Genomic DNA, 12,638 nt, shown 5'->3' with positions numbered 1-12,638 from the left:
TGCATGTGTATCAGGCATCGTTCATCCCCAGTTGCAGAATGCGTTCTTCGGTCATCTCGCCATGGGCGACCTCGCCGGCGATGCGGCCGCCGCGCATCACGTAGGCGCGGTCGCAGACATTGATGATCTCCGGCAGTTCGGAGCTGATCAGCAGCACGCCGGCGCCCTGCCTGACCAGGCTGTCGATCAGCGCAAAGATCTCGGCCTTGGCGCCCACGTCGATCCCGCGCGTGGGCTCGTCGAAGATGAACAGCCGCGCCTCGGCCGCCAGCCACTTGCCGATCACGATCTTCTGCTGGTTGCCGCCCGAGAGGAATTGCGCGAGCTGGTCGCCGCTGGGCGTGGCGATGCGCAGCCGCGCGATCTCGCGCGCGGCGATCTCGCGCGCGCGCTCGCCGCGGTACCAGCGCGACGGGAACGCGCGCTGCAGCCCGGCCAGCAGCAGGTTGTCGCGCACCGTGCGGATCAGCGCCAGCCCTTCGGCCTTGCGGCTCTCCGGGATCAGCGCGGCGCCCAGCGCCCGCGCGCGCTCCGGCCCGCCGCTCATGCGCTGGCCGAAGATGCGCACCTCGCCGCGCGTAATGGGGTCGGCGCCGAACACGGCGCGCGCCACCTCGCTGCGGCCCGAGCCGACCAGCCCGGCCAGCCCGACGATCTCGCCGGCGCGCACCTGCAGGTCGATGTCGGCGATGCCGGTGGCGGCGCTCACGCCGCGCACCTCCAGCGCCAGCTCGCCGAGCCGCACGTTGCGCTCGCGGCTGTAGCTCATGTCCACCTTGCGCCCCACCATGCGCGCCACCAGCTCGTCCGGCGTGGCGTCGCCGGGCAGGCAGGCGCCGACCTTGCGGCCGTCGCGCAGGATGGTGATGCGGTCGCCCAGCGCGAACACCTCGGCCATGCGGTGCGAGATGTAGATCATCGACACGCCGTCCGCCTTGAGCCGCGCGATCACCGCGAACAGCTTCTCGGTCTCGCGGTCCGACAGCGCGGCGGTGGGCTCGTCCAGCACCAGGATGCGCGCGTTCTGCGACAGCGCCTTGGCGATCTCCACCATCTGCTGCTGCGCCACGCCGAGCTTGTGCACCGGCGTGTGCGTGCCGATGTCCATGCCGAGGATGTCGAGGATGCGGCGCGCCTCGGCATGCATCTTCGCGCGGTCGACGGTGCCCGGGAAGCGGCCGCGCGGCTCGCGCCCGAGGAAGATGTTCTGCGCGATGTCCAGGTAGGGCACCAGCGAGAACTCCTGGAAGATCACCGCGATGCCCATGCGCATGGTGTCGGCCGGACCGCTGACCTTGACCACCTGGCCCTCGTGGTAGAACTCGCCGGCGTCGGCCACGTAGACGCCGCACAGCACCTTCATCAGCGAGGACTTGCCGGCGCCGTTCTCGCCCAGCAGCATGTGCACCTCGCCGGGATAGATGGCGAAGGACACGTCGTCGAGCGCCTTGACGCCGGGAAAGCCCTTGCAGATGCCGCGCATCTCGAACAGCGGCGTGACTTCTGTGATTGCGTTCATGATTCGAGCCTGAAGATCTTGCCGGGATTCATGATGTTGCGCGGGTCGAGCGCCCGCTTCACGCTGCGCATCACGTGCACCGCGTCGCCCAGCTCGGTTTCGAGGAAGTGCATCTTGCCGGTGCCGATGCCGTGCTCGCCGGTGCAGGTGCCGTCCAGGCGCAGCGCGCGCTCCACCATGGCGTCCTGCAGCCGCATCGCGCGCGCGACCTCGGCCGGGTCGTCCGGGTCGATCAGGATCAGCAGGTGGAAGTTGCCGTCGCCCACGTGGCCGACGATGGGCACGATCAGGCCGCTGGCGTCGATGTCCTGCTTGGTCTCCAGCAGGCAGCGCGCCAGCTCGGAGATCGGCACGCACACGTCGGTGATCATGGCGCGCGCGCCGGGGCGCAGCGCCATGCCCGCGTACAGCGTGTTCTCGCGCGCATGCCACAGGCGGCTGCGGTCCTCGGGCCGCGTGGCCCACTGGAAGGCGTCCGCGCCATGGCCGGCGGCAATCGCCTGCACCTGCCCGGCCTGCTCGCGCACGGCCGACTCGCTGCCGTGGAACTCGAAGAACAGCGTGGGCTTTTCCGGGTAAGCGAGGTGGGAGTGCAGGTTGACGCCGTGCATCATCACGCTGTCGAGCAGCTCGATGCGCGCCACCGGCACGCCGGCCTGCATGGTCTCGATCACGCAATCGACCGCGTCTTCCAGCGTGCCGAACGGGCACACCGCGGCGGACACCGCCTCGGGCAGCGGATGCAGGCGCAGCGTGATCTCGGTCAGCACCGCCAGCGTGCCCTCGCTGCCCACCAGCAGGTGCGTGAGATCGTAGCCGGCGGCGGACTTGCGCGCGCGGCGGCGCGTGCGCACCACGCTGGCATCCGGCATCACGGCCTCGAGCGACAGCACGTTCTCGCGCATGGTGCCGTAGCGCACCGCCATGGTCCCCGAGGCGCGCGTCGACGACATGCCGCCGATGGACGCATCCGCGCCCGGGTCGATCGGAAAGAACAGCCCGCTGCCGTGCAGCTCCGCGTTGAGCTGCTTGCGCGTGACGCCGGGCTGCACGCGGCAGTCCATGTCGCCCTGGTTGACCGCCAGCACGCGGTTCATGCGCATCATGTCGAGGCAGATGCCGCCCTGCGGCGCCGAGGCATTGCCCTCCAGCGAGGTGCCCGCGCCGAACGGCACCAGCGGCACGCGCGCGCGGCCGGCCACGGCCACGATGCGCCGGACCTCCTCGGTGCTTTCCGGGAACACCACCGCGTCGGGCAGCTTCACCGCGTGGTACGCCTCGCTGCGGCCATGGTGCTCGCGCGCGGCGAGGCCGGTCGAGCAGCGCTCGCCCAGCATCAGCCGCAGTTCGGCGAGCGCGCGCTCGCGCTCGTCTGGTGTTGCATGCATGGTCTCCTCCTTATGGTTTTGTCGATCCTGCTGGCGAACCGGCCGGCGCCGGCCGGAGCCGCCGCTCCCCCACTACCCCACTACCCCGCCATCGTCGCCACCAGCCGCTCGCCCGACTCGCGCAGCGCATCGAGCTTGCCGGCCAGCCCGTCCACCAGCAGCCGCCCGTGCCGCTTGCGCGCCTGGCCGGCCACGAACACGCTGTCGATATTGGCCAGGCTGGCCTGCATCACGATGGCGCTGACCGGGTCGTGCAGCGGCATCATGTTGAGCCGGCGCGCATCGATGAGCACGAAGTCGGCCTGCTTGCCGGCGGCCAGCGAACCGATGCGGTCCGCCATGCCGAGCATGCGCGCGCCGGCCACGGTGACCCAGGCCAGCGCGTCGCGGCAGCTCGCCGCGTGCGCCGGCGCGATCTCGCCGTGCGCCTGCCGGTAGGCGGCATGGTCCAGCGCGCGCTGCACGCCCAGCGCGATGCGCGCGGCCACGAACATCTCCCCGGACAGGCCGGACTCCAGGTCCACGCCCAGCGACGGCATCACGCCGAGCCGCGCGAGCCGCCCCGTGATCGGGAAGCCGTGGCCCTGCGTCAGCTCGTTCTCCGGCGTGAGCGAGAAGCTCATGCCCAGCCCGGCGAAGCGCGCGAGCTGTTCGTCGCTCAGGTTGTTGCCGTGCACGATATTGATATGGGGGCCGAGCAGCCCGGCCGCCTCCAGCCGCGCCCAGCCCTCGGGCGTGCGCGCGCTGCCGCCGCCCTGGTGCATGCTGGCCAGCAGGCCGAACTCGCGCGCCAGCGCGAAGTCGTGCAGCGCCACCTCCAGCGTCGAGTAGTGCGGGCCGAGGATGGCCAGCCCCAGGCTGAGCAGCTCCGCGCCCTGCAGGCGCTTCGCCAGCCGCTCCACCTCGCCGCGCGGGTGCGGCATCTCCCAGAACGGCAGCGCGCCGGGCTTGGGGTCGGGCTTGGGCGAGCCGTGCAGGAAGGCGGCGCGGATGCCGGACTGCGCCAGCGCGTCCAGCGCGGCGTCGCTGTGCGCCGGCGTGGGATTGTTGTGGCACCAGTCCACCAGCGTGGTGGTGCCGCAGTCGAGCTGGTTCCACGCGCCCACCAGCGTGGCGATGCCGATGTCCGCCGGCGTGAAGCGCGTGGCCAGTCCCGCGTGCATCTGGCGGAAATACTCGGTCAGCGTCCAGCCCGCGGCCACGCCGCGCAGCGCGGTCTGCCACGTATGCATGTGCGCGTTGATGAAACCGGGCGCCGCGATGAAGCCGCGCGCGTCGATGATCTCCGCGTGGCCGGCGCGCGCGGCGTCGATGCGCGGCGCGATGGCGGCGATGCGCGTGCCTTCGACCAGCATGTCGCCGGTGAACTCGCCGAGCGACGGCTCCATCGTGACCAGGGTGGCGCCTTGAACCAGGATGCGTGACATGGCCGCGGCCTCCTCAGCCAAGGTCGACGCAGGCAGAGACGACGCAGGCGGCACAGGCCGCAGAGGCGGATCGGGCGCGGGTCGAAGCGAGATGGATTGCGGGCATGAAGCTGTCTCCGTAAGCGGCGGCACTGCCGGTGCCGGCGTGCCGCTCTGTCTGTCGGTATGCGCGCTGCCGGCCGATGGCCCCGGGAATGAGGCGGCTGACATGCGCTGGAACAAACTCTATACTCCCGGCAAACGGAAAAAAACGACGGACAAGGAAATCTTCTTTCCGCCAGGCGAGAGAATCAAGCAGCGCCCGGCAGCCATGTCCGCACGCCGGAATCCGTACCGGGTCAAGAGACTCAAGGCATCGGGGAGACCAAGATGGACCGCTGGACCGAACTCGAACTGTTCGTGCAGACCGCCGAACTGGGCAGCATCACCAAGGCCGCGGAGAGCCTGGACATTTCCAACGCGGCGGCCAGCCGCTACCTCGCCTCGCTGGAGCAGCGCCTGTCGGCGCGGCTGATCGAGCGCAATACGCGGCGGCTTTACCTGACCGACGTGGGCCATGAGTTCTTCCGCCGCTGCAAGGGCGTGCTGGCGGAGATGAAGGAAGCCGAGGCCGCGGTCAACGCCAACGTGCTGGAGCCGGGCGGCACGCTGACCATCACCGCCTCGCTGTCGTTCTCGATGAAGCACCTGGCGCCGCTGCTGCCGGAATTCACGCGCCTCTATCCCAAGGTGGACGTGAACATCCTCGCCGCCAACCGCTACTACGACATCATGGACAGCGGCATCGACGTAGCCATCCGCACGCGCGAATTCGAGCCGGACTCCGGGCTGACGGTGCGCCGGCTGGCCGAGACGCGGCGCGTGCTGGCCGCCTCGCCGCGCTACCTGGACAGCATGGGCACGCCGCGCCAGGTGGAAGACCTGCTGCGCCACCACATGCTGATCTACTCGTACGCCAACCGTCCCCACGAACTGAACTTCACGCGCCGCGGCAAGGACGCCGAGGAACGGACCGTGACGGTGCGCAGCAAGCTCGAATCCAACGACGGGCAGGTGATCCGCGCGGCCGCGCTGGAAGGCCTGGGCATCCTGGTGCAGCCCAAGTACATCATCTACGACGATATCGTCTCAGGACGGCTGATCCCGGTGCTGGATGACTGGGATCTGCCGCGGCTGACCATCAATGTGGCGTTCCAGAGCCGCCGTTACCTGGCGGCGAAGGTGCGGCTTTTTATTGATTTTTTGGTGGCGCATTTTGAGAGGATGGATTATGAGAGGAAGTGGACTTCTTGATATTTTATTTTTACTATATTTCTTAAAATTCTAAATCTTAAATTCAAATACTTAAATTCAAAGTCAACTTCAAAGTCAAAGGCTTTCGCTCCCCCGGAGCGACCTACTTTCTTTTTTCCGAAAAGAAAGTAGGCAAAGAAAGCGGACTGCCTGGCCGGCAGGGGCAGAAACGTTGGAATTGCTGATTGTTGGGGGTTTCGTGGTGGGGACTGCGGTTCTGCTGGCATCCTGCCGGTACCGGTTCGGCTCGCCACTATCTGGCTAGCGGTATGGGTTTCGGGGTCAGACCTATGATGGCGGGCGCACTGCTGGTTCGGGTATCTGCCGTTACCGGTTTTGGTGGCCACGACGTAGCACCCTCATGGTTTCGTGGTGGGCGTGGTGGACCGGGGCGCGGGTGTATGCGGCTACGTTTCAAACTGGTGCCACCGCGCCCACCACGAAACCAGTGCCGTGCCTATGGCGTGGCATTCGCTCCGGTCGCGGCAGCAGCCTGAACCACCTGGACTATCGCCATCATGCAGCGCCACCACGAATCCAGCACCGCTTGCAGAATAGCGGCCATTAAAACCGGTAACGGCAGGATGCCAGCAGAACCACAGGCCCCACCACGAAACCACCAACAATCAGCAATTCCAATGTTTCTGCCCCTGCCGGCCAGGCAGTCCGCTTTCTTTGCCTACTTTCTTTTCGGAAAAAAGAAAGTAGGTCGCTCCGGGGGAGCGAAAGCCTTTGACTTTGAAGTTGACTTTGAATTTGAATTTAAGATATCAAAGCCACCGTCTTTAAAACTCTTACTCCAAACCCCTTAACCCCGCCCCCACCCGCGCCGCCTTGATCACCGCCGCGTAATCATCGCCGGCCATTCCCTGCGCCGCGGCGCCCTGCAGCATCTGGCCGAGCAGTGCGGTCAGCGACAACGGCACCCGCAGGTCTGCCCCCGCGTCGAGAATCAGCCCCACGTCCTTGAGCATCTGGTCCACCGTGAAGGTGGGCGTGTAGTCGTGCTCCACCAGTTGCACCGACTTGGCCTTGACGATGGGCGCGGCCACCGCGCTGGCGGTGATGACCGACCACATGTCCTGCCACTTGAGGCCGCCCTTGGCGCCCAGCGTCAGCGCCTCGGCCAGCATGCCGGAGGTCAGGCCGATCATCAGGTTGACCACCAGCTTCATCAGGCGCGCCTGCTCGGCGTCGCCGAGGTAGAACTGCACGGGGCCGAGCGCGGCGAGCAGTGGTTTGGCCTGTTCGTAGGCGTCGGCGGGGCCGGACACCAGCGCCGTGAGTTGCGCGGCTTCGGCCATCTTGTTGTTGCCCGAGACCGTCACGCGCAGGTAGCGCACGCCGCGCTGCGCCAGCGCCGCCGCCACGCGCGCGGACGCCTGCGGCGATACGGTGCTGGTGTCGATGTAGAGCGTGCCCGGCGCGGCCAGTTCGGCCACTTGCCCGCCCACCGCCTCGAACGCGGCGTCGTGCGGCAGCGAGCTGAATACGACGTCCTTGCCGCGGCTCGCCTCCGCCATCGAATCCGCCGTCTTCAGCCCGGCCTGGCGGGCGGCGTCGAGCACCGCCGGGGCCAGGTCGAAGCCCGTGACCTCATGCCCGGCCGCGGCCAGGTGGCGCGCCATGGGCAAACCCATTTTTCCGGTTCCGATAAAGCCGATCTGCATTGCTGTCTCCTGTGTGTGGTCTTGTGTCCGGTCTTGTGTCCGGCGGTGAATCCGGTGCTGCGGTGCTTCAGTCGGGGCGCGCGCCTTCGAAGGCCGCCTGCAGCAGTTCGCGGATCGGCGCGCGCTCGATCGGGCGCGGGTTCCAGTACGGATTGGCCAGCGCGATGTCGGCGGCGCGGTCGAGGTCTTCCGCGCGCATGCCGAGGTCGCGCAGCGCGGTGGGCGCGCCGTGGCGCGCGCCGAGGTCGTACAGCGCGCGCGCCGCCGACGTGGCGCCGCCGCCGGTGGCGCGCAGGATGCGCGCCATGGCCTCGGGCGCGGCGCCGGCGTTGTAGGCCAGCGCGTGCGGCAGCACCACGGTGTGGGTCTCGGCGTGCGGCAGGTTGAAGCTGCCGCCCAGCGTGTGGCACAGCTTGTGGTGCAGCGCCACGCCCACGCTGCCGAGCACCGTGCCGCACAGCCACGCGCCATAGAGGCAATCGGCGCGCGCGCCGAGGTCTTCGGGTGCCGCGAAGACGCGCGGGATGCCGCTGGCCAGCGCGCGAATGCCCTCTTCCGCCATCAGCGAGGTCACGGGGTTGGCATCCTCGGCATACAGCCCTTCGGCGGCGTGGGCGATGGCGTTCAGGCCGCTGGTCACGCTCAGCGCCAGCGGCAGGCCGAGCGTGAGCGCGGGGTCGTAGATCACGGTGCGCGGCAGCACGCGCGCGTCGCGCCCGGTCTTCTTCAGGCCGGCGTCGGTGATGCCGTAGATCGGCGTCATCTCGGAGCCGGCGTAGGTGGTGGGAATGGCCACGATGGGCAAGCCGGCGGTCAGCGCCACCGCCTTGCCCAGGCCGGTGGTGGAGCCGCCGCCGAGCGCCACCATGCAATCGGCGCCCACCGCCTGCGCATGCGCGATGGCCGCGCGCGCCGATTCCAGCGGCACGTGCATGACCGCGCCGTCGTAGACGCCCGCGGACAGCGGCCCCAGTTGCTCCGCCACCCGCGTGGCTTGCGCCACCTGGTTGGGCGTGCACAGCACCAGCGCGCGCCGGGCGCCCAGCCGCTCGATCTCCGCGCCAAGCTGGCCGAGCTTGCCGGCGCCGAACAGGACGCGGGCGGGCAGGCCCGTATAGACAAAGGATGTCTGCATGCGTGTCGTCTCCCTGCGCTGGGTCGGGGCCGCGCCCGCCCGGTTGTATTGGGGCGTGCCTGCCGGGCCACGCCGGCGGCATGGCTCGCGCCATGCAACGCCTGCCTGCACGTTAGCCTTCCGCTGCGCGGAAAGAAATGCCGGAACGGGAAAACACTCTTGATGTGGGCGGAAGAATCGCCGGGCCGACGGCGCCCTCGGCCAGTTGCGCGCTACGGCGCCAGCCAGCCGTCCAGCAGCGCGTTGACCTCCGCGTGCGCCTCGTACTGGACCCAGTGCCCGGCGCCGGGCACGATGCGCACCTGCCGCCGCGCGCTGCCCTGCGCCATGGCCTGCCCCGCCGCCACCGGGTCGGCCGTCACGTCATGCTCGCCCCAGGCCAGCAGCACTTCGCCGCCGAAGGCGTCGAGCGCTTCGCGCAGGCCGCCCGCGCGCGAGATCGGCTTGCTGCGAAAGCGCGTGTGCCGGCACGACACGGTATGCGCGTGCAGGGCCATGGCGTCGATCCGCTCGGGGTCGGCAATCATGAAGGCCGCGAGGTTGTGGCGCATGGCCTGCGCCAGCGCCGCGTCGTCGGGCGCGCGGCGCCAGTCCACCAGCGCCTGCTGCTGGCGGCGCACGCCGCCGTGCCCGCCCGGGCCGAACAGCGCCAGGCGGCCCACGCCGCCGAGCGAGGCGGCCACGTTCGCCGCCACCAGTCCGCCGAACGAGAAGCCGGCGAGGTCGAAGCCGTCCGCGCAGCCCGGCAATTGAACGGCCGCCGCGCCCAGCGCGGCGACGAGCGCCGCCAGCTCGCCGGGAATGTCGCCGGATTCGCCGAAGCCCGGCATGTCCGGCGCCCACACGGTGCGCCGCGCGGCCAGCGCTTCGACATTGCGCACCCAGTGCAGCCAGCTGCCGTGGCCGCCGTGCAGCAGCACCAGCGGGCGGCCCTGGCCGAAACCGCGCCACACGATGCGGCAGCCGCCGGCCTCGGTGACGACGCGCCGGGCCTGGCGCTCGAGCGCCGCGACGGCGGCCGCGGCGCAGGGAAGGGAAAGATGGGGAATCGTGCCTTGCATGGCGAGCCTGCGGAAAAAGCGGTGGACGAACGATGGACGAACGGTGAATATCCGCCGGCGCGGGCCGGCGGCGAGCCAGGCGGCAGTGTAGCGCCATGTGCCGCCATGCCGCGCGCCTGCCGCGAACGCGCCCCGGCGCCGTGCCGATGGCGCAGGACCAACACCCAACCGAAGAGGGGATTGGATTCCCGCAAGCGGGGCGGCGCAACGGTTCCCGGCGCGCGCGGTCCATGGCGCCGCGGCCATGTGGCGCAATTTCCTCATGGCAGCCGGCCGCGCCGATAGAATACCGCCCCGGAACGCCGCCTCCTCGCCTCTGCGCCCGCGCAGCCGGGCGGCCTCCGGGCCGGCAGTCCCGTCCGGGACTGCCGGCCCAGCAGGGTCACTGCGCCATCGGGCGCGCCAGAAAACACAACGGCAAACACAGACGCCCGGCCCTTCGGCGGCGGGGCGCGCAGCCAATCGGGAAACCAGGGGAACATCATGAAGCAAGCCAAGACACGTTCGATCTATCTGTCGGTCATCGCCGCCTCGGTGCTGAGCGCGTGCGGCGGCGGCGGCGACGACGGCGTCCAGTCCGCCGGCGCCTCCGCCGGCACCGCGCCGCCGCCGGCCACCATCTCGGGCGTGGCCGCCACCGGCGCGCCCATCGCCAACGCCGTGATCGACATCAAGTGCGTGGCCGGCGCGGCCTCCGCCACCACCTCCGCCACCGGCGCGTGGAGCGTCTCCGCGGCAGGGCTGGCGCTGCCCTGCGCGGCCCGCGTGACCGGCCCGAGCGGCGTGCTGCACACCCTGATCACCGGCCCGGGCACCACCAACATCACCCCCATCACCGAACTGGTGGTGGCCAGCGCTACCGAGAATCCGGACACCGAAGCGTTCTTCAACACCTTCTCCGCGACCGCCGGCAACGCCGCCATCAACCGCCTGCCGACCGCGCTGACGCTGACCAGGCAGCGGCTGGCCAACCTCGGCGTCACGGTGGACACGCTCAACCTGATGAACCAGGTGTTCCAGCCCCAGGCCGGCGACGCCTACGACGACAAGCTCGAAGCGCTGATCGTGCGCCTGAGGGCCACCAACGCCACGCTGACCACGGTGGCGCAGGATCTCGCCAAGGGCGACGTGGGCGCGCCCGGGCCGCAGGGCCCGACCGGCGCCACGGGGGCGGCGGGCGCCACTGGCGCAGACGGCGCCCCGGGCGCGCCCGGTGTTCCGGGCGCCACCGGCGCGACCGGCCCGCAAGGCAGCACGGGCCCGGTGGGTGCGACGGGCGCGACCGGCGCCAACGGCAATGACGGCGCCACGGGGGCCACGGGGGCGACGGGAGCCACGGGCGCGGCGGGCGCCACCGGACCTGCCGGGGCAACCGGCGCGACTGGCGCGACTGGCGCCACGGGCGCCACGGGCGCCACCGGCATCACCGGCGCGACGGGCCCTACCGGCCCCCAGGGTAACAACGGCGCTACCGGCGCGACGGGCGCCCCGGGCGACGCAGGAGCGACGGGGGCCACCGGGACCACCGGCGCGACCGGACCCACCGGGGCCACGGGTGCCACCGGCGCGAACGGGGCCACGGGCGCGACGGGTGCGACCGGTCCCAAGGGAGCCACGGGCGCGACCGGGGCCACCGGTGCGACCGGCGCCACGGGCAGCGTGCCTGGCCTGGGCACCCCGGGCAATGCCGCCGAGGGATCGAGCGGCGAGGATTGCACGATCGGGACCGTCTGGCTGACCGCCGCCACGGTCGGCCCGGGCATGGTCGCCAACGGCCGCCTGCTGCCGATCAACGCGTATCAGGCGCTATTCACTTTGCTGGGCACCAACTTCGGCGGCGACGGCGTCACCACGTTTGCGCTGCCGAACCTGACGTCCGTCACGCCCAACGGCCTGACCTACATGATCTGCGTCAACGGCCTCTACCCGAGCCGCCCCAACTGATAGTTCGCCACGACGGGCGGATGGCCTGACCCGAGGCCATCCGCCCGCGCCGGCTTGCCTGGTCGACGCGCCAGGAAACTCACGGACTCAGCAGCTTCCCCGTGCGGAACGCCCGCGCGCCCGAGACGCGGCCGATCTGGTCGCCCGGCTTCACGTAGCGCACCTCGCGCCCCATGTAGAACACGCCGTCGGTATGGCTGACGGTGGTGGCGCGCATGCCTTCCACCGGGTCGACGATGTCGAACAGCGGCTGCCCCGCCGTCACCCGCTCTCCCACCTGCGCGCGATACACCAGCAGGCCCGCCGCGGGCGCCACCAGCTGCTCGCTGCCGGCCAGCGGCGTGGCCGGCTGCGGCAGCGGCGGCAGCGGCGGCGCTTCGCCGGCGATGGCGCCGATGTGGGTCAGGTAGTCGAGCAGCGCCTGCGCGTCCTGCCGCGCCAGCGCGTCGGTCACGTCGCGCTGGCCGCGGTGCTCCACCGTCACGGCGATGCTGCCGTGCGGGATCGGGAAGCGCGCGCCGAATTCCTGCTGCAACTGCCACCACGTATAGCTGTGCGCTTCGTCGAACGAGTGCGCGCCGGAATCGAGCGCCAGCAGGCTGGCGGTGGCGCCGAGATAGCGCGCCAGCGGCTCGACCTCGGGCCAGATCGCGTCGCCCGTGTAGACGTGCATGGCCGCCTCGCGCGAGCAGTGCAGGTCGAGCACCACTTCGGCATCGTGCGCCAGCAGCATCAGCGCGTGCTGCAGCGACTGGAAAGCGTTGACCGGCGGCTGCGCCAGCAGCGCCTCGCGCCAGGCCGCGCGGATGACGCGCAGGTTGTGCGCGCCGTCCTGCGTGAGCTTGCCTTCCACCGCCGCGGCGATCGGCTTGAACAGCATCGGGAAGCCGCGGTTGAAGTTGTTGCCGCTGGACAGCTCGAAGCGGCCGATGAAGCCGCCCAGCACGGCCTGCCCCAGGCCGATCGGGTTGGCGGCGCTGACCAGCACCACCTGCGCGCGCAGGCGGCCCTGCGCTTCCAGTTCCTGCAGGCGCGCCTTGAGCGTGACGGCCACCAGCATGGCGGGGATCTCGTCGGCATGCAGGCCGGCCTGCAGGTAGATCTTGCGCGCGGCGCCGGCGTCGCCGAAATGGTGGCTGGTGAGTTGCAGGGCTAGGCCCGGCGCCGGGGCAATCAGGGGATGGATCTGGCTTTTCATGGT

General features: G+C 70.4%; 9 protein-coding genes. 2 read left to right on the top strand and 7 right to left on the bottom strand.

The features are described 5' to 3' along the window. Nucleotides 1-10: 10 nt before the first annotated feature. From ACKI2N_RS25085 to ACKI2N_RS25075, 3 genes are all read right to left on the bottom strand, one after another. Nucleotides 11-1,519 carry a sugar ABC transporter ATP-binding protein gene (locus tag ACKI2N_RS25085; RefSeq protein ID WP_420991498.1) on the bottom strand — a complete coding sequence of 503 codons (1,509 nt, stop codon included), beginning with the start codon at nucleotides 1,517-1,519 and terminating at the stop codon, nucleotides 11-13. Then, nucleotides 1,516-2,907 (bottom strand): FAD-linked oxidase C-terminal domain-containing protein, encoded by a 1,392-nt coding sequence (locus ACKI2N_RS25080; protein ID WP_420991497.1) that lies wholly within the window; start codon nucleotides 2,905-2,907, stop codon nucleotides 1,516-1,518. The genes ACKI2N_RS25085 and ACKI2N_RS25080 overlap by 4 nt, the downstream gene beginning before the upstream one ends. A gap of 80 nt (nucleotides 2,908-2,987) precedes the next feature. Then, a complete protein-coding gene (locus tag ACKI2N_RS25075; RefSeq protein WP_420991495.1) occupies nucleotides 2,988-4,334 on the bottom strand; it encodes an amidohydrolase family protein in 1,347 nt (448 codons plus the stop codon). 369 nt (nucleotides 4,335-4,703) lie between these two features. Between ACKI2N_RS25075 and ACKI2N_RS25070 the strand changes: the two genes are divergently transcribed. Next, nucleotides 4,704-5,627 carry a LysR substrate-binding domain-containing protein gene (locus ACKI2N_RS25070; RefSeq protein WP_420991494.1) on the top strand — a complete coding sequence of 308 codons (924 nt, stop codon included), beginning with the start codon at nucleotides 4,704-4,706 and terminating at the stop codon, nucleotides 5,625-5,627. Between the two features lie 794 nt (nucleotides 5,628-6,421). Here the strand turns inward: ACKI2N_RS25070 and ACKI2N_RS25065 are convergent. The 3 genes from ACKI2N_RS25065 to ACKI2N_RS25055 all read right to left on the bottom strand — a co-directional run bounded on the left by ACKI2N_RS25065 (nucleotide 6,422) and on the right by ACKI2N_RS25055 (nucleotide 9,493). Further along, nucleotides 6,422-7,297: an NAD(P)-dependent oxidoreductase gene (locus ACKI2N_RS25065; RefSeq protein WP_426990949.1), complete on the bottom strand. Its 876-nt coding sequence runs from the start codon at nucleotides 7,295-7,297 to the stop codon at nucleotides 6,422-6,424. 67 nt (nucleotides 7,298-7,364) lie between these two features. Next, a complete protein-coding gene (locus ACKI2N_RS25060) occupies nucleotides 7,365-8,432 on the bottom strand; it encodes a maleylacetate reductase (protein ID WP_420991493.1) in 1,068 nt (355 codons plus the stop codon). Between the two features lie 212 nt (nucleotides 8,433-8,644). Further along, entirely contained in the window at nucleotides 8,645-9,493 is an 849-nt protein-coding gene (locus tag ACKI2N_RS25055; RefSeq protein ID WP_420991492.1) for an alpha/beta fold hydrolase, read from the bottom strand. Nucleotides 9,494-9,976: 483 nt separating this feature from the next. On the opposite strand from ACKI2N_RS25055, the gene ACKI2N_RS25050 reads away from it, so the two are divergent. Beyond that, a complete protein-coding gene (locus tag ACKI2N_RS25050; protein ID WP_420991491.1) occupies nucleotides 9,977-11,437 on the top strand; it encodes a tail fiber protein in 1,461 nt (486 codons plus the stop codon). Nucleotides 11,438-11,516: 79 nt separating this feature from the next. Here ACKI2N_RS25050 and ACKI2N_RS25045 read toward each other — a convergent pair whose 3' ends face one another. Beyond that, entirely contained in the window at nucleotides 11,517-12,635 is a 1,119-nt protein-coding gene (locus tag ACKI2N_RS25045; protein ID WP_420991490.1) for a succinylglutamate desuccinylase/aspartoacylase family protein, read from the bottom strand. Between the last annotated feature and the right edge of the window lie 3 nt (nucleotides 12,636-12,638).

The organism is Cupriavidus sp. 30B13 (genome assembly GCF_049059565.2).
Lineage (GTDB): Bacteria > Pseudomonadota > Gammaproteobacteria > Burkholderiales > Burkholderiaceae > Cupriavidus.
The sequence above is the reverse complement of the archived record's forward strand: the minus strand, read 5'-3'. Positions and strand labels throughout refer to the sequence as shown.